Source organism: Arthrobacter sp. GCM10027362 (assembly GCF_042679445.1).
Lineage (GTDB): Bacteria > Actinomycetota > Actinomycetes > Actinomycetales > Micrococcaceae > Crystallibacter.
This window is the reverse complement of sequence record NZ_JBHTML010000084.1, coordinates 1-16,539: the sequence shown is the minus strand read 5'-3', so window position 1 is coordinate 16,539 and position 16,539 is coordinate 1. Positions and strand designations below refer to the sequence as shown.

14 protein-coding genes and 2 pseudogenes are annotated in these 16,539 nt (G+C 69.1%); 10 read left to right on the top strand and 6 right to left on the bottom strand.

Translation table 11 applies throughout. The features are described 5' to 3' along the window. Positions 1 to 1,921: DNA/RNA non-specific endonuclease (locus tag ACFQ36_RS13025; RefSeq protein WP_377014231.1), on the top strand; the 1,921-nt coding region annotated here is incomplete at its 5' end. Positions 1,922 to 1,937: 16 nt separating this feature from the next. On the opposite strand, the gene guaB is transcribed toward ACFQ36_RS13025, so the two are convergent. Next, positions 1,938 to 3,446 (bottom strand): IMP dehydrogenase, encoded by a 1,509-nt coding sequence (gene guaB, locus ACFQ36_RS13020; protein ID WP_377014230.1) that lies wholly within the window; start codon positions 3,444 to 3,446, stop codon positions 1,938 to 1,940. 251 nt (positions 3,447 to 3,697) lie between these two features. Here guaB and ACFQ36_RS13015 point away from each other — a divergent pair, with 251 nt between their 5' ends. Further along, positions 3,698 to 3,898 (top strand): hypothetical protein, encoded by a 201-nt coding sequence (locus ACFQ36_RS13015; RefSeq protein WP_377014229.1) that lies wholly within the window; start codon positions 3,698 to 3,700, stop codon positions 3,896 to 3,898. 120 nt (positions 3,899 to 4,018) lie between these two features. On the opposite strand, the gene groL is transcribed toward ACFQ36_RS13015, so the two are convergent. Both groL and groES read right to left on the bottom strand, forming a co-directional pair. After that, positions 4,019 to 5,629 (bottom strand): chaperonin GroEL, encoded by a 1,611-nt coding sequence (groL, locus tag ACFQ36_RS13010; protein WP_377014228.1) that lies wholly within the window; start codon positions 5,627 to 5,629, stop codon positions 4,019 to 4,021. A 60-nt stretch (positions 5,630 to 5,689) separates the two neighbouring features. After that, entirely contained in the window at positions 5,690 to 5,986 is a 297-nt protein-coding gene (gene groES / locus ACFQ36_RS13005; protein ID WP_377014227.1) for a co-chaperone GroES, read from the bottom strand. A gap of 340 nt (positions 5,987 to 6,326) precedes the next feature. Here groES and ACFQ36_RS13000 point away from each other — a divergent pair, with 340 nt between their 5' ends. From ACFQ36_RS13000 to ACFQ36_RS12985, 4 genes are read left to right on the top strand one after another with little or no spacing between them, the layout of a single operon-like run. After that, entirely contained in the window at positions 6,327 to 7,268 is a 942-nt protein-coding gene (locus ACFQ36_RS13000; RefSeq protein ID WP_377014226.1) for a siderophore ABC transporter substrate-binding protein, read from the top strand. A gap of 29 nt (positions 7,269 to 7,297) precedes the next feature. Further along, positions 7,298 to 8,362, top strand: a complete 1,065-nt coding sequence (locus ACFQ36_RS12995; RefSeq protein WP_377014225.1) for an ABC transporter permease — start codon at positions 7,298 to 7,300, stop codon at positions 8,360 to 8,362. After that, positions 8,355 to 9,377: an iron chelate uptake ABC transporter family permease subunit gene (locus tag ACFQ36_RS12990; protein WP_377014224.1), complete on the top strand. Its 1,023-nt coding sequence runs from the start codon at positions 8,355 to 8,357 to the stop codon at positions 9,375 to 9,377. The genes ACFQ36_RS12995 and ACFQ36_RS12990 overlap by 8 nt, the downstream gene beginning before the upstream one ends. Further along, on the top strand, positions 9,374 to 10,132 hold the full coding sequence (locus ACFQ36_RS12985; RefSeq protein WP_377014223.1) for an ABC transporter ATP-binding protein: 759 nt from the start codon (positions 9,374 to 9,376) through the stop codon (positions 10,130 to 10,132). The genes ACFQ36_RS12990 and ACFQ36_RS12985 overlap by 4 nt, the downstream gene beginning before the upstream one ends. A gap of 32 nt (positions 10,133 to 10,164) precedes the next feature. Here ACFQ36_RS12985 and ACFQ36_RS12980 read toward each other — a convergent pair whose 3' ends face one another. Continuing rightward, positions 10,165 to 10,560: a VOC family protein gene (locus ACFQ36_RS12980; protein WP_377014222.1), complete on the bottom strand. Its 396-nt coding sequence runs from the start codon at positions 10,558 to 10,560 to the stop codon at positions 10,165 to 10,167. Positions 10,561 to 10,730: 170 nt separating this feature from the next. On the opposite strand from ACFQ36_RS12980, the gene ACFQ36_RS12975 reads away from it, so the two are divergent. The 3 genes and pseudogenes from ACFQ36_RS12975 (at position 10,731) to ACFQ36_RS12965 (ending at position 14,113) form a co-directional block, all read left to right on the top strand. After that, entirely contained in the window at positions 10,731 to 11,495 is a 765-nt protein-coding gene (locus tag ACFQ36_RS12975; RefSeq protein ID WP_377014221.1) for a Crp/Fnr family transcriptional regulator, read from the top strand. 31 nt (positions 11,496 to 11,526) lie between these two features. Beyond that, positions 11,527 to 12,624 carry a sulfite oxidase gene (locus ACFQ36_RS12970; RefSeq protein WP_377014220.1) on the top strand — a complete coding sequence of 366 codons (1,098 nt, stop codon included), beginning with the start codon at positions 11,527 to 11,529 and terminating at the stop codon, positions 12,622 to 12,624. 9 nt (positions 12,625 to 12,633) lie between these two features. Continuing rightward, positions 12,634 to 14,113: pseudogene (locus ACFQ36_RS12965) on the top strand (MFS transporter). Between the two features lie 55 nt (positions 14,114 to 14,168). Here the strand turns inward: ACFQ36_RS12965 and ACFQ36_RS12960 are convergent. Further along, a complete protein-coding gene (locus ACFQ36_RS12960) occupies positions 14,169 to 14,765 on the bottom strand; it encodes a maleylpyruvate isomerase N-terminal domain-containing protein (RefSeq protein WP_377014219.1) in 597 nt (198 codons plus the stop codon). Between the two features lie 107 nt (positions 14,766 to 14,872). On the opposite strand from ACFQ36_RS12960, the gene ACFQ36_RS12955 reads away from it, so the two are divergent. Then, the gene (locus ACFQ36_RS12955; RefSeq protein WP_377014218.1) at positions 14,873 to 16,099 is read left to right on the top strand and encodes an SAM-dependent methyltransferase; all 1,227 of its coding nucleotides are present in this window, start codon (positions 14,873 to 14,875) and stop codon (positions 16,097 to 16,099) included. A 154-nt stretch (positions 16,100 to 16,253) separates the two neighbouring features. Here ACFQ36_RS12955 and ACFQ36_RS12950 read toward each other — a convergent pair. Beyond that, a pseudogene (locus ACFQ36_RS12950) lies at positions 16,254 to 16,539 on the bottom strand (beta-N-acetylhexosaminidase); the annotation flags it as partial.

The window sequence follows — 16,539 nt, the reverse complement described above, 5'->3', positions numbered from 1 at the left end:
CGGCGGCCGGCCGGCGCCGGAGCCTGCCGCGGCCGACGGCGGCCTGCTGGAGCGGCTGATTGGCGGCAACAACCTGCTGGGGGTTTCCTTCCTGGAGACCGGGGTCCTGGCGGCGCAGACGGTTGGCCGGGTCCACGTCCGCGACCGCTTCGCCGGCCGCGGCTTCGGCACCGGCTTCATGGTGTCCCCGCGCCTGCTGCTGACGAACAACCACGTGCTGCCGGACCGGGAGACGGCAGCGTTCTCCAAGCTGGAGTTCAACTACCAGAACGGCGCCGACGGGCTCGCCCGCACGGCGTACCTGTTCGATTTGGAACCCCAGGTGCTGTTCCTGACCGATGCCGGGCTCGACTTTTCCGTGGTCGCCGTGGGAGCTTTCGCGCACACGGACGGCGGCAGGGTGGCGCGGGAGCAGTTCGGCTTCAACCGGACCTCCAGGGACCAGGGCAAGGTCCTGCTGGGCGAGTCCATCAACATCATCCAGCACCCCGAAGGCCAGCCCAAGCAGATCGCGCTGCAGCAGAACGAGCTGATCGACCGGCTGGAGAACTTCCTGCACTACCGCACCGACACCTCGCCGGGCTCCTCCGGTTCCCCGCTGTACAACAACCAGTGGGAAATCGTGGGGCTGCACCATTCGGGCGTTCCTGACCGCAATGCCGCCGGGGACATCCTGACCGTGGACGGCACGGTCTGGACGCCCGACCAGGGCGAGGCCCGGATCAAATGGCTGGCCAACGAGGGAGTGCGCATCAGCAGCATCCTGCAATGGCTCGACCGGGCTTCCGGCGGGCTGGCGGCCGGACAGCAGCAGCTGGTCGCCGAGCTGCTGAATCCGCCGGCGGACCGGGGACGTTCCGGCGAGCAGGTCCCGCCGGACGGCCAGGGCGGTATCGGGCAGGAAGCGCCGGCAGCCGCCGTCGTGACCGCCGGCGCCGACGGAGCTGTCTGCGTGACCATTCCGCTGCAGGTCAGCATCCGGCTGGGCACGCCCGCGGCATCACCCCCGGCGGCCGGGACCAGCCTCGCCGAGGAGGCCATCAGCATCGACCCGGACTACCGCAACCGGCGTGGCTACGACACGCAGTTCCTGGCCGCCCCGGTGCCCCTGCCCGTGCTCACCGACAGCCAGCGGGCCAACGCGGCGCGGAACCGGCAGGCCTCCCCGGGGCAGGACGCAGCGGTCCTGCCCTACCACCACTTCAGCCTGGTGGTGGACCGGACCCGGCGGCTGGCCCTGTACACCGCCGTCAATATCGACGGCGGCCTCAGCCGCTCCCCTGCCCGCGACCGCGACGTCTGGTTCTTCGATCCCCGGCTGGGCCGGGAGGAGCAGATCGGCGACGAACTGTACACGCGCAACGACTTCGACCGCGGCCACCTGGTGCGCCGGCTGGACCCGGCCTGGGGCACCGACGACGCCACGGCCAAGGTGGCCAACGACGATACGTTCCACTTCACCAACAGCTCCCCGCAGCACAAGCTCTTCAACCAAGGAGACTCGCTGTGGGCGGGCCTCGAGGACTACCTGCTGGAGCATGCCCGGGCCGCCAGGCAGCGGCTGGTCGTCTTCACCGGCCCGGTGTTCACCGCAGCGGACCCGGTCTACCGCGGGGTGCCCGTTCCGCTGGCCTTTTGGAAGATTGCCGTCTTCGACAAGCCGGCCGGCGGGCAGTCGGCCACCGCCTACCTGGTCAGCCAGAAGAAGCTGGTGGACGGAATCGTCACCGAGGCCTTCGTCCCGGAGACATTCCAGGTGCCCGTCCGCAAGGTCAGCGAGCTGACCGGGCTGGACTTTGCCTACCTGTTCGCCCTGGATCCGCTAAACGACCACTTCGAGGAATCCCCCGGCGCCCTGGAGTCCCTGGGCACCAGCGTGCCCGGGCGCCGGCTGCACAGCTACGAGGACCTGCGGCTGTAGCCCCGGCCCAACCGCGTCAGCGCCGGTAGTTCGGCGCCTCGGCGGTGATCATGATGTCGTGCGGGTGCGATTCCTTCAGGCCCGCCGCGGTGATCCGGACGAACTTGCCCTTGGCCTTCAGCTCCGCGACGGTGCGCGCGCCGGTGTAGAACATGGTCTGGCGCAGGCCGCCGACCAACTGGTGCGCGACGGCGGAGACCGGGCCGCGGTAGGGCACCTGGCCCTCGATGCCTTCGGGGATCAGCTTTTCATCCTCGGGAACGTCGGCCTGGAAGTAGCGGTCCTTGGAGTAGGAGGTGTTCTTGCCGCGGGTCTGCATGGCCCCGAGCGATCCCATGCCCCGGTAGGTCTTGAACTGCTTGCCGTTGACGAAGACCAGGTCCCCGGGGCTTTCGGCCGCACCGGCCAGCAGGGAGCCGAGCATCACTGTGTCGGCGCCGGCCACCAGGGCCTTGCCGATGTCGCCGGAGTACTGCAGGCCGCCGTCGGCAATCAGCGGCACACCGGCCGGAATGGCGGCCTTGGCCGATTCGTAGATGGCGGTAATCTGCGGAACGCCCACACCGGCGACCACACGGGTGGTGCAGATCGAACCCGGGCCCACGCCGACCTTGATGGCGTCCGCGCCGGCCTCGATCAGGGCCTGGGCGCCGTCGCGGGTGGCGGCCTGGCCGCCGATGATGTCCACATGCGCCGCCGACGGGTCCTTCTTCAGCCGGGCGATCATATCCAGCACGCCGCGGCTGTGGCCATTGGCGGTGTCCACCACCAGCACATCCACGCCGGCCTCGATCATGGTCATGCCGCGCTCGTAGCCGTCCCCGAAGAAGCCGATGGCGGCACCGACGCGCAGGCGGCCTTCCTCGTCCTTGGTGGCCAGCGGGTACTGCTCGGCCTTGTCGAAGTCCTTGACGGTGATCAGGCCGCGCAGGTAGCCCTCGTCGTCGACCAGCGGCAGCTTCTCGATCCGGTTCCTGCCCAGCAGTTCGACGGTTTCCTCGCGGCTGATGCCCACGCGGCCGGTGATCAGCGGCATCCTGGTCATGACCTCGTCCACCTTGGTGGTGGCGTAAGCGGCGCGCGGCACGAAACGGGTGTCGCGGTTGGTCACAATGCCCAGCAGCTTGCCGCGCGGATCCACCACCGGCAGGCCCGAGACCCGGTAGTTGCGGCAGAGGTCGTCCAGTTCGGCCAGCGTGGCTTCCGGGGAGATGGTCACCGGGTTGGTGATCATGCCGGACTCGCTGCGCTTGACCCGGTCCACATGCTCGGCCTGATCCTGGATGGACAGGTTGCGGTGGATGACGCCGAGGCCGCCTTCGCGGGCCATGGCGATCGCCATGCGGGACTCGGTGACGGTGTCCATGGCGGCCGAGAGCAGCGGCGTGTGGACCGTGATGCGCTTGGACAGCCGGGAACTGGTGTCCGCCTCGGACGGGATCACGTCGGTGGGACCGGGAAGCAGCAGTACGTCATCGTACGTCAGTCCCTCGAAGGCAAACGGATTGAATTCAGCGTCGGTCACGTGGAATGCCTTTCGGAAAACACCGGGCGGGCGGCGAAAGTCGCATCGAAGCCGGTTCTGCGTGGGGGTGTAAGTACATCGTAGAACCATTCGGGGCCGGCCACTATTTCCGCCGGCGGCGGATGTGGCACAGATTACGGCAGCGTGCCGGAAGGGCCCGCGGTGACCGTCCCCGGCCCTCCCGCCGGGTGGACGGCGGCGGTACGCTGGATACGCACGGACCGTTCCACGTGCCGGGGAAAGAAGCAGCCATGGAAACTAACCGGGATTCCAGCGACGATATCCGCCTCCACACCGAGGACGCCGCCGAGGGTGATGATTCGGGGGAGGGAATCGACATCCGCGCCCATTCCCAGGATTCGGCCGAAGGGCCCGACGATGTCGTCTGGGCCCGGCCAGGCGGGGCCGCCAGGAGCAGGCGCCTGCAGGAGGACCAGCCGGAGACCGACTGATCCTGCCGGTGCCCGGACCGCCGGACGAACCGCGCCGATTGGCCTGGTTCCTAATGCCGGTTAACGCGGGAAGGGGACCCGGCGCTGACCGGATCCCCTTCCCGCGTGCACGCATTGAGGTTAGTGCTGGTGGCCCGCGTGGGCGTCCTCTTCCTCGGCCGGCTTCTCCGCGACCAGAGTCTCGGTGGTCAGCACCAGGGCGGCGATGGAAGCGGCGTTGCGCAGCGCCGAACGGGTGACCTTGACCGGGTCGATGATGCCGGCGGCGATCAGGTCCTCGTAGTCCCCGCTGATGGCATTGAAGCCGGAGTTGTTCTCCAGTTCGTCCACCCGGGAGACCACGACCATGCCCTCGAAGCCGGCGTTCTCGGCAATCCAGCGCAGCGGCTGGGCCAGCGCGCGGCGGACCAGGTTCACCGCGGTGGCGGCGTCGCCCTCGAGCTTGAGGACCTCCGGGTCCGTGTCCAGCACCTTGGCGGCGTGGATCAGGGCCGAGCCGCCGCCGGCCACGATGCCCTCCTCGAGCGCGGCGCGGGTGGCGGAGACGGCGTCCTCGATCCGGTGCTTCTTCTCCTTCAGCTCCACCTCGGTGGCGGCGCCGACCTTGATGACGCCGACACCGCCGGCCAGCTTGGCCAGGCGCTCCTGCAGCTTCTCGCGGTCCCAGTCCGAGTCGGTGCGTTCGATCTCGGCACGGATCTGGGCCACGCGGTCGGCCACGTCGGATTCGGAACCGGCGCCGTCGACGATGGTGGTGTTGTCCTTGGTGACGGTGATCCGGCGGGCGGTGCCCAGGACCTCCAGACCCACCTGGTCCAGCTTCAGGCCCAGGTCCGGGGAGACAACTTCGGCACCGGTGAGGATCGCGATGTCCTGCAGCATGGCCTTGCGGCGGTCACCGAAGCCCGGGGCCTTGACGGCGACGGCGTTCAGGGTGCCGCGGATCTTGTTGACCACCAGGGTGGACAGGGCCTCGCCCTCGATGTCCTCGGCGATGATGAACAGCGGCTTGCCGGCCTGCAGCACCTTCTCCAGCAGCGGCAGGAATTCCTGGATGGAGGAGATCTTGCCCTGGTTGATCAGGATGAGCGCATCCTCGAGGACGGCTTCCTGGCGCTCGGCGTCGGTGACGAAGTACGGGGACAGGTAGCCCTTGTCGAACTGCATGCCCTCGGTGAGCACCAGCTCGGTGCTGATGCCGGAGGCTTCCTCGATGGTGATGACGCCGTCCTTGCCGACCTTGTCGAAGGCTTCGGCCAGCAGCTGGCCGATCTCCTCGCTCTGGGCGGAGATGGTGGCCACCTCGGCGACCTTGCCCTCAACCTCGCGGGCGTTCTCCAGCAGGCGGGCGGCGACGGCCTCTACGGCAACCTCGATGCCGCGCTTGATCTCGCCCGGCGCGGCGCCGGCGGCAACGTTGCGCAGGCCCTCCTTGACCAGGGCCTGGGCCAGCACGGTGGCGGTGGTGGTGCCGTCACCGGCGACGTCGTTGGTCTTGGTGGCGACTTCCTTGGCCAGCTGGGCGCCGAGGTTCTCGTACGGATCCTCCAGCTCCACCTCGCGGGCGATGGTCACGCCGTCATTGGTGATGGTGGGCGCGCCCCACTTCTTGTCCAGCACCACGTTGCGGCCGCGCGGGCCGAGGGTCACCTTGACGGTGTTCGCCAGCTTGTCGACGCCGGCCTCAAGGGCCTTGCGCGCGGAGTCGCTGAACTCCAACTGCTTTGCCATGTTTCTACTCCTTAGGGGCGAAAACCCCGGCCGGATGGTCCGGCCGGGGCGTTCGGAAAACTACTTGGTGACGACGGCCAGCACGTCGCGGGCGGACAGCACGAGGTACTCCTCGCCGCCGAACTTAACCTCGGTTCCGCCGTACTTGGAGTAGATGACGACGTCGCCTTCGGCCACGTCGACGGGAATGCGGTTGCCGTTGTCGTCGACACGGCCCGGTCCCACCGCGACAACCTTGCCTTCCTGCGGCTTTTCCTTGGCGGTGTCCGGGATGACCAGGCCGGAAGCCGTGGTCTGCTCTGCTTCGAGCGGCTGGACAACAATACGATCCTCAAGAGGCTTGATGGAGACCGACACTCGGCTCTCTCCTTTGCATGAGCTACGAATAGGTTCACTTGCCAAGGACGTCCCTGCCGTCGTCGCGGTGCCGGCGGGCTTCCTTGAAGGGGTTAGCACCCTCGCGGTGAGAGTGCTAACAGCGACTCTATGAGACGGATTAGCACTCGGTCAAGGCGAGTGCCAGCAAAGGCCGCAGAGGGCGCCGGGGCCCGCCGGTCCCACCTCGCAGCCGCCGGATTTGCGGTAAGGCTAACCTAACCGATAGCTTCAAAGGGCGCACAAATAAATCACACTTTTGTAATCTATTGCCGGGGGCGGACACGAAGGCCTCCGGAGCCAACCTGCTACGGAGTCCCACGTGAACAAGACAGTCAAGTCGCGCCTGCTGGCGGCATCGGTTGCCGTTTCCATGCTGGCCATGAGCGCCTGCGGCCAGGACGCGGGCGCTTCCGCGGAAGCCGCCGGCGAAACCGTCACCATCGAGCATGCGCAGGGCACCACCGAGGTCCCGGCCAACCCCGAGACGGTCTACAGCTTCGACCTGGGCGTGCTGGATTCCCTGGATGCGCTGGGCTTGGAGGCCGACGGCGTGCCGGAGGCCGAGTACCCCGAGTCCCTGGCCAAGTACGAGGACGGGAAGTACACCAGGATCGGCTCCATGAAGGAACCGGACTTCGAAGCCATCTCCGCCGGGGCCCCGGACCTGATCATCATCTCCGGGCGCACCGCCGGCTCCTACGAGGAGCTGAGCAAGATCGCCCCCACCGTCGATTTGTCCGTCGATGCCGCCACGCCGCTTGAGTCCTTTACCGAGCAGGCTCAGACCCTGGGCAGGATCTTCGACGCCGAGGACCGCGTCGCCGAAAAGCTGGACGCGCTCAACGCACAGATCGAGGACACCAAGGCCAAGTCCGCCGACGCCGGCAAAGGCCTGGTCATCATGACCTCCAGCGGCGAGGTCACCGCCTACGGTTCCAACTCCCGCTTCGGCCTGGTCCACGACGTGCTGGGCGTGCCCGCGGCCAGCGACATCAAGGCCGAGGGCGCCCACGGCGAGTCCGTCTCCTTCGAGTTCGTAAAGGAAACCAACCCGGACCTGCTGTTCGTCGTCGACCGCGACGCCGCGATGGGCACGAGGGCCGAAGCCGCCTCCGCCGTGCTGGACAACGACCTGGTCAAGTCCACCAACGCCGCCAAAAACGGCAAGATCGTCCCCCTGGACGCCTCCTCCTGGTACCTCGTCGGCTACGGCCTGAACAACCTGCCGGCCATGATCGACGCCGTCACCGCTGCCCTCTAGGCAGCGGACGCAAGGCTCCGGACAAGATTATGGCAGTCCCCGCCCTGAACCGGCCGGCCGCCGTGGAGGCGACAACATCCGCGGCGGCCGTTGGCCGTTCCGCCGCCAAGGACGGTGCTTCATACGAATCCGCCCTGCTCGTCCTGGCCGGGCTGGGCATTGCCGCCCTTGCGGCGGCCAGCATGTTCGTGGGCGTCTCCGATGTCTCGCTGCCGGCCCTGCTCGCCGGGGAGCAGGAGGCCTGGGACATCTTCTGGATCTCGCGGGTACCGCGCACCTTGGCCGTGGTCCTGGCCGGCACCGCAGTGGCCGTTGCCGGGCTCATCATGCAGCTGATGGCCCGCAACCGCTTCGTCGAACCCTCCACGGTGGGCACGGTGGAATCGGCGACACTGGGCACCCTGGTGGTCACAGTCGCCGCCCCGGCCGCCCCGCTGATGGCCAAGATGGGTGTGGCCAGCCTCTTCGCGCTGGCCGGCACCGGCCTGTTCCTGGCCGTGCTGCGCCGCCTGCCGGCCCGCAATACCCTGCTGGTGCCGCTGGTCGGCATCATGCTCGGCGGCGTCATCGCTTCCGTCGCCACGTTCTTCGCCTATCGCTTCGACCTGCTCCAGACCCTGAACAACTGGATGATCGGGGACTTTTCCGGGGTCCTGCGCGGGCGCTACGAACTGCTGTGGATCGTTGCCGCCCTGACCCTTATCGGCTATATCGCCGCGGACCGCTTCACCGTCGCCGGCATGGGTGCGGACTTCACGACCAACCTGGGCATGAACTACAAGGCGATCATGCGCCTGGGCCTGACCCTGGTCGCGCTGATCTCCGCCGTCGTCGTCACCACCGTCGGAGCCGTCCCGTTCCTGGGCCTGGTGGTGCCGAACATCGTCTCGCTCGTCTTCGGCGACAACCTGCGCCGGGCGGTGCCCTGGACGGCCGTGTTCGGTGCCGGGTTCGTACTCGCCTGCGATATCGCCGGCCGCACCATCCGCTACCCCTACGAGGTCCCGGTGGGCATGGTCATGTCCGTCGTCGGCGCCGTGATCTTCCTCTTCCTGCTGCTGCGCACCCGGCGGAAGGGTGCCGGGCGTGGCTGACGCCCCCGCCTTCTCCGGCCTGCCGGGCCAAACCGGAACACGGCGCCGCAGCCTGCTGCTGCGCGAGGCCTCACCCGTCGTCGTGCTCGCCGTGCTCGCGGTGGCGACGCTGGCCGCCGCCGTGCTCTTCATGACCCTGGACCTGCGCGGCAACCTCGGCTACATCCTGCCCCGCCGCGCTGTGAAGGTCGGCGCGATGCTGCTGGTGGCGGCAGCCGTAGGACTGTCAACGCTGATGTTCCAGACCGTGACGGCCAACCGTATTCTGACGCCCTCGATCATGGGCTTCGACTCGCTCTACCTGTTCATCCAGACGGCCCTGGTCTTCGCCGTGGGCGGCAGCACGCTGGCCACGGTGCCGGCACCGGCAAAATTCGCCGCCGAGGTGCTGCTGATGGTGCTCTTCTCCGGCCTGCTGTACCGCTGGTTATTCACCGGCGGCTCCCACTCGCTGCACCTGATGCTGCTGGTGGGGATCGTGCTCGGCACGCTCTTCCGCGGGGCTTCCTCGCTGCTGCAGCGGCTGATGGACCCCAGCGAGTACATCATCCTGCAGGACCTGTTCTTCGCCTCGTTCAACCAGGTTGACCCCGGCCTGCTGGGGGTTTCCGCCGTGGTGGTCGGTGCCATTGCTGCGGCGGCCTGGCGGCTGCGCCACACGCTGGACGTGCTGGCGCTGGGCCGGGAAACCGCGGTCAACCTGGGCGTGGACCACCGCCGGGTGGTCACCCGGGTGCTGGTCATGTGCTCGCTGCTCGTGGCCGTCTCCACCGCGCTGGTGGGTCCGGTGACCTTTTTCGGGCTGTTGGTGGTAAGCCTGGGCTACCACCTCTGCCGGGACTACGCCCACCGCTGGCTGCTGCCGATCGTCTCGCTGCTGGGTGCGCTGGCGCTGATCGGCGGACAGCTGGTGCTGGAGCAGGTGTTCGGCTTCGATACGGCGCTGAGCATCATCATCGAGTTCACCGGCGGCCTTCTGTTCCTGTACCTGCTGTTGAAGGGTTCCCTGAAGTGATCCGGCTTTCCGGCGTCTGCAAGTCCTACGGCACCGCCCGGGTGGTGGACCAGGTCACCGCGGAGATTCCCTCCGGCGGTGTCACCTCCATCATCGGCCCCAACGGGGCGGGCAAGTCCACGCTGCTGTCGATGATCTCCCGGCTGCAGCCGATGGATGCAGGAAGCGTGGCGGTGGGCGGCCTGGATATCGCCGCCACCCCCAGCCGCGACCTGGCCAGGACCATGGCGATCCTGCGGCAGGAGAACCACCTGACCATGCGCCTGAAGGTCCGGGACCTGGTGGCCTTCGGGCGCTTCCCCCACTCGGGCGGCCGGCCCACGGTCGAGGACCGCGGGCACATCGAGCGTGCCCTCGAGCAGCTGGACCTGCTGCCGCTGGCAGACAAGTTCGTCGACGAGCTCTCCGGCGGCCAGCGGCAGCGGGCGTTCATCGCCATGGTGCTGGCACAGGACACCGGCTACCTGCTGCTGGACGAGCCGCTGAACAACCTGGACATGAAGCACTCGGTGGAGATGATGCGCCTGTTGCGCCGGCTGGCCGACGAGCTGGGCAAGACGGTGGTGGTGGTCATCCACGACATCAACTTCGCCTCCTGCTATTCGGACACCATCCTGGCCATGCGCGGCGGCCGGCTGCTGCACCAGGGCTCCCCCGGGCAGATCATGCAGCCGGAGGTGCTGCGGGAGGTCTACGACATCGACATCCGGATTGAGGAAATCGACGGCAACCGGATCGGTGTCTACTTCGCCTGAGGCTGCGGTGCCCGCGGGAACACGACGGGCGGCTAGGCCTTGAGCACGGCGAGCACGTTGCCGGCCGGGTCCTTGAACCAGGCGATGTCCGGACCATGGCCGCGCATGATGCCCTTGGCGTCCGTGGGCAGCGCAGGATCGTCGTAGATCCTGGTCTGCACGCCGCGCGCGTTCAGGTCATCCACTGCCGCTTCCACGTCGTCGACCGCGAAGTTCAGGATGGTGAACGTGGCCGGTTCGTGGTTCTCCTTCGGATACGCGATGACCCGGGCCCCGCCGGGCAGGGTCAGCTCGAGTATGCCCATGGGACCCTCGGCCACCTCCAGCCCCAGCGTTCCGGCATAGAAATCCCTGGCTGCCGCGGTGTCGTTGACGCTGAAGCCGCTGAAGGCCTGCCTGGGGGCGAACCCGGCACCCATGCCGTCCATGATGGTCTCCTTCGGTAGGCGGGCACTTCCCAGACTGGCACAGCCAGGGAAGATGGGCCAGCGGTGCACCCGCTAGCATGGAACCAGGGCCCGCCGCCGGTCCGGCCGCGGGCCTGGACGGAGACGGACATGGCACGGAATCCAGCGCAGCATGCGACCAGCGGTGGGCGATGACGGCCCAAGCAGGCCCCGGCCCGGCCTGGACCGCCGATGCCCTGGCCCGGCAGGCGGTTGCCGCTTCCGGGCTGGGCAGCCTTCCCGGGCCGCTGCTGGACGATCTGATGGCCGGCAGCACCCGCCTCTGGGTCCCGGCGGGAACGGTAACCCACCGCGAAGGCGACACGGTCCCGCATCTGGAGCTGATGATCTCCGGGCTGCTGAAGTTCTACGTCACGGCACCCGACGGACGGACCATCACGGTGCGCTACTGCCGCCGCGGGGCGTTGATGGGCGTGGTGTCCCTTTTCGCGCCGCATTTCGTCATGCCGGCGAGCGCGGTGGCGCTGACCGACACCGCCCTGATGCGGCTTTCCCCGGCCCGGGCACGCAGTGCGGCAGCACGCGAACTGCCGGTGGCGCAGGTCTTCCTGCGCGAACTCAGCGAGCGTGTGCTCGGTTTCATGGCCGAGATTCCCGGCAGCGCCTTCGCCTCGGTGCGCCAGCGTGTGGCCCGGCACCTGCTGGACCTGGCGGCGGGTGCCGACGACGGCGGGCAGACCGCGCTGCTGGTTGCCTGGCCGGGCGCGTCGCCGGAGCTGGCCGTGCGCACCACGCAGCAGGAACTGGCCGAAGCCGTCGGATCGGTCCGGGAGGTGGTGGTGCGGATCCTGCGGGAACTGCGCGAAGCCGGCGTGGTCCGCACGGAACGGGACCGGATCGTCGTCGTCGAACCCGGCAGGCTGGCCGAGCTGGCCATCTGGAACCCAGGTTCCTGACATCGCCGCCGCCGCGTTCAACACTGGACCCATGAAGACCCTTCCCGAACCGCCGGCTGCCGTTCCGGCGCCCGCGGACGTACCGCTGACCGCGGAGGAGCTGCAGCTGGGCGCGCGCAACCACGCCATGCCGCTGGAGATGCTCGCCATCGACCGCAGCCCGGCCGGCATGCACTATCTGCTGATCCATTTCGATGTCCCCGTCATCGATGCCGGCTCCTGGCGGCTGCGGATCGGCGGCGCCGTCCGCCGTCCGCTCGAATTCACGCTCGCCCAGCTGCAGGCCCGTGAGCAGCGCACACTGGCCGTGACCCTGGAATGCGCAGGCAACGGGCGCAGCCTGCTCAAACCGCGGCCGATCGGCCAGCCCTGGCTCCACGGCGGTGTCGGCACCGCGGAATGGACCGGCACGCCGCTGGCGCCGCTGCTCGAGGAGGCCGGCGTCGAACCGGACGCCGTGGACATCGTCTTCACCGGGGCCGACCGGGGCATCCAAGGCGGCGAAGAGCAGGACTATGCCCGGAGCCTGCCGGTGTCCGAGGCGCTGTCACCGGATGTGCTGCTGGCTTATGCGATGAACGGGGCACCGCTGCCGCCGCAGCATGGTTTCCCGGTGCGGCTGGTGGTGCCCGGCTGGTACGGCATGGCCAGCGTGAAGTGGCTGGCCGGCATCGAGGCCCGGACCCGGCCCTTCACCGGCTTCCAGCAGATACAGTCCTACTGTTACAAGACCGACGAGACGGATCCGGGCGAGCCGGTCACCCGGATGAAGGTCCGTGCGCTCATGGTGCCGCCGGGCATCCCGGACTTCCTCACCCGGCACCGGCTGGTGGATAGCGGACCGGTGCTGCTGCACGGCAGGGCCTGGTCCGGCCGGGCGCCCATCCAGCGGGTCCAAGTTGCCGTGGACGGCGTGTGGTCCGATGCCCGGCTGGATGCGCCGGAGGGTGAATTTGCCTGGCGCGGCTGGTCCTTCCATTGGCAGGCGGAGCCCGGCGAACACGAGCTGATGTGCCGGGCCGTGGATGCGCTGGTCCGGATCCAGCCGCAGGAACCGGAATGGAACTGGCTGGGCATGGGCAACAACGCTGTGCAGAAGATGGCGGTCACCGTCCGTACCGCCCGGTAGCATGCCGGCATGCGGAGCAAGTCCCGGGAAGGTACGGTGCTGCGGGTGGCCATCCTGGCCTCCTTCGTGGCCTTCCTCGACGGCTCGATCGTCAATGTTGCCCTGCCCGCCATCGGCCGCGAGCTGGGCGGCGGCATCGCCACCCAGCAGTGGGTGGTGGATGGCTACCTGCTCAGCCTCGGCTCCCTGATCCTGGTGGCCGGAGCGCTGTCCGACTCCTACGGGCGGGTCCGGGTGCTGCGGTGGGGACTGGCCCTGTTCGGGACGGCGTCCCTGCTCTGCGCGGCGGCGCCGGCAGGCGGCTTCCTCATCGGCGCGCGCATGCTCCAGGGCGTGGGGGCCGCGCTGCTCGTGCCCGGCTCGCTGGCGCTCATCACCGCAACCTTCAAGGATCCGGCCCGGGACAGGGCGATCGGAACCTGGACGGCATGGACCGGAACCGCGTTCCTGATCGGACCGCTGCTGGGCGGGCTCCTGGCCGACGCCGTGAGCTGGCGGCTGATCTTCGCGATCAACGTCCTCCCGATCGCCATCACCCTGAAGCTGCTGGCTGCCCTGGCCGAGCCGGCACGCGCGGGGCCGCGGACGCCGGTTGATGTCCGCGGTGCGGTGCTGGCCGCCGCCGGCCTGGCCGGGCCGGTATTCGCCCTGATCGAGTGGGAGCACCTCGGCCGGGCAGACCCGCTGGTGCTGGCGCCGCTGGCCGCCGGGCTGGCCAGCTTCACCGCATTCATTTGGTGGGAGTCCCGGACCCCGCATCCGATGATGCCCCTGGCCCTCTTCCGGATCCGCAACTTCGGGGTGGGCAACCTGGCCACCGCCAGCATCTACGCGGGCCTGTCGCTGGCCCTGTTCATCCTCCCGATCTTCCTGCAGCAGGTTGCCGGTTTCTCCGCCACTGCCGCCGGGCTGGCCACCATCCCCGCCACGCTGCTGTCGCTCTCGCTCGCCGCACCATTCGGCGCACTCGCCGGGACCCACGGGCCCCCGCCTCTTCATGGCAGCCGGGCCGGCGGTCGCCGGGGCCGGTTTCCTGCTAATGCAGAGCGCACACGATCCGCTCAATTTCTGGCTGCAGCTGCTCCCCGGCATCCTGCTGTTCGGCCTCGGACTGGCAGTCACCGTTTCCCCGCTGACCGCCGCGGTGCTGGGAGCGGTCGGCCCGGACCAAAGCGGCATCGGCTCTGCCATCAACAACGCCGTGGCCCGGGTGGCCGGCCTGCTTGCCATCGCCGCCGCCGGTGCCATGATCGGAGGCACCCTCGGCTACGGCGCCTTCCGCCGGGTGGTGCTCGTTGCGGCGGTGCTGCTGCTTGCCGGCGGGATCATCTCCGCCATCGGCATCCGCAACCGGCCGGTCGAGGCCGGAAGCATCCCTCCGGAGGCGTCGGCGAACTGCCGGGACCGCGCCGTGGCCGGCGGCAGCTGGGGCCGCGCCATGCCGGGCAGCAGCGGCGGCAAGACCGGGAGGGGACCTCCGCGGGTGTAGGCACCCGGCCGACAGTTCCGGGCCGGCATGGGCCGACGGCTGGAAGCAGGGGCCCTCACACCACGGAGAACCGCGGCGGCAGCCCGGCCCGGCCGGTCAGGGCCAGCAGCACCGGGACGCCGTCGCCGCGGCGGACGGCTATCTGCACGGCCAGTGCGGCCGCGGCGCGTTCAACCTCGGGCGGCAGCCTCACCGCCAGCCGGCAGGCGCCCGCCAGGTCCAGCGCGTGGACGGCCAGCTCGAAGGTGCGCGTGGGCAGGTAGTCGGCCAGCCGGATGCCTCCGGCGATGGTGTGAATCATCCGGTCCGGCTCCTGCGGCAGCCGCTCCCGCAGCCGGGCCAGCAGCGTGTCCACCGTGGCCACCGGATCCGGACCCAGGTCCTGCCCTGCCTGCACGGCCCGCTGGGTGATCTCCGGAGCGTTGGAGAAATCCAGTCCGGCATAGTAGGCGGCCGCGGACTCCACCTCCACCCGTTCGGCGGGCCGGTCCAGGTAGGTCAGCACCGTCAGCAGGGCGCGGCTGGTGTGTCCGGCGAGGGTGCGCACGGACCACTCGCCCAGGCCCGGCCGGTCCCAGGCGGTGTCGGGGACGCGGGCAAGCAGGTCCCGGAAACTTTCGGCAGCGGAGAGGTACGTTGCTGCCTGCGGCAAGGGGGTCTCCATGGGAGGGAGCGTAGCAGGGGTGCAGGATCAGCGTCTTCGTCACCTCCCACCGCCCGCAAGCTCGCGGCGGGGCCGTCGGCTCCTAGACTGGAAGGATGGCCGAGACTTCCCCAGAATTTGAACACATTGCCCCGCTGCTGACTTCCGAGGGCTGGGAGCTGCTGAACTCGCTGGGACCCTATTCGGAGGAAGACAGCCTCAAGAAGAACCTCGAACTGCGCAAGGCCGGGTACCCCGCGGAGCTCGTCTCCGCGGTGCTGACCCAGGCACGGCTGCGAGCCAAGGCCGAAGCCAAGTTCGGCCCGTTTGCCGAACGGATGCTCTTCACCCACGCGGGCCTGGAACAGGCCACCCGGCTGAACATCGCCGCCTTGCATGCCCAGCGCTTCGCCGCCGCCGGCCTGGAGCACGTGGCGGACCTCGGCTGCGGCATTGGTTCGGACGCGATCGCCCTGGCCACCCTGGACCGCAAGGTCACCGCCGTCGAACGCGACGAGACCACTGCCGCCGTCGCCACGATCAACCTCATGCCGTGGCCGGAGGCCACCGTGGTCCATGCCGACGCCACCGAAGTGGACCTGGCCGGCGTGGACGGGGTCTGGCTGGATCCGGCGCGGCGGACAACGACGACGTCCGGCACCACCCGCATTTTCGACCCGGAGGCCTTCTCCCCGCCGCTGTCCTTCGTCGAGTCACTGGCCGACCGCGGCCTGCCGGTAGGGGTGAAGATGGGCCCGGGCATTCCGCATGAGTCGCTGCCGGAGAACTGCGAGGCGCAGTGGATCTCGGTCCACGGCGAGGTGACCGAGGCGGCGCTGTGGTTCAATAAGCTTGCCCGGCCGGGCATCCGCCGGGCTGCACTGGTGATCCGCGACGGCGGCTCGGCCGAACTGACCAGCGGCGCGGACTATGACCGGGACCATCAGGACGTGGAACTCGGGCCCGCCGAGGGCTACCTGTACGAGCCCGACGGCGCCGTCATCCGTGCCGGACTGGTGGCCGATGTGGCCCGGCAGCTGGGCGGGCACCTGCTGGATCCGCACATTGCCTACATCTGCGCCCCCGGGCACGTGACGACGCCGTTCGCCCGCGCCTACAAGATCCTTGAGGTCCGCCCCTTCAACGTCAAGAAGCTCAAGGCCTGGGTCAAGGCGTCCCGGATCGGCGTCCTGGAAATCAAGAAGCGCGGCACCGCAGTGGCTCCGGACGAGCTGCGCAAGACGCTGCTGACCGGCTCCGGCAAGGGCCCGAACAAGGCGACGCTGGTGCTGACACGCATCGGCGAGGACCGGGTGACGATTGTGGTGGAGCCCCTCGCCTGACCTTGGCCTGACGGAGCCGGCGGCGGCTGGGGCAGCCCCCGGTGTGGAGGCACCGCCGCCGGCTCCTAAGCGCTGCCATCCGGCAGCACCTCCAGCGTAGGAGGGGACAACGGCCGGCACATGAGTAGTTACTACGGGTATTTGCCCAGGGTACTCATTGCTTCGCGCTTCCGCAGCCGGTCCCCGTGCCGTACTTGCCTACCGCGGCCGGCAATTTGCCCGGTGCCGGAGCCTCCCCGGTCAGGAAGTCCAGCAGCGCCTCGAAGGCCGCCGGAGTGTCCCCATACAGCGCGACCTTCAATCCGGCGTCCGAAGCCGCCAGGCCCCATGGGGCGTCCAGCGCCACTGCAATGTCCCCGGAGCCGGCCTCGGCGCCGTCCAGCAGGGTCACCACCGGGCCGCCGCCCACCTGCAGCCCGCGCGCCCGGGCGGCCTCGGTC

Coding starts and splice junctions, on each gene's coding strand:
- ACFQ36_RS13015 (WP_377014229.1), top strand. CDS start 3,698: ATGGAAACTAACCGGGATTCCAGCGACGATATCCGCCTCCACACCGAG.
- groL (WP_377014228.1), bottom strand. CDS start 5,629: ATGGCAAAGCAGTTGGAGTTCAGCGACTCCGCGCGCAAGGCCCTTGAG.
- ACFQ36_RS12995 (WP_377014225.1), top strand. CDS start 7,298: ATGGCAGTCCCCGCCCTGAACCGGCCGGCCGCCGTGGAGGCGACAACA.
- ACFQ36_RS12980 (WP_377014222.1), bottom strand. CDS start 10,560: ATGGACGGCATGGGTGCCGGGTTCGCCCCCAGGCAGGCCTTCAGCGGC.
- ACFQ36_RS12975 (WP_377014221.1), top strand. CDS start 10,731: ATGACGGCCCAAGCAGGCCCCGGCCCGGCCTGGACCGCCGATGCCCTG.
- ACFQ36_RS12970 (WP_377014220.1), top strand. CDS start 11,527: ATGAAGACCCTTCCCGAACCGCCGGCTGCCGTTCCGGCGCCCGCGGAC.
- ACFQ36_RS12955 (WP_377014218.1), top strand. CDS start 14,873: ATGGCCGAGACTTCCCCAGAATTTGAACACATTGCCCCGCTGCTGACT.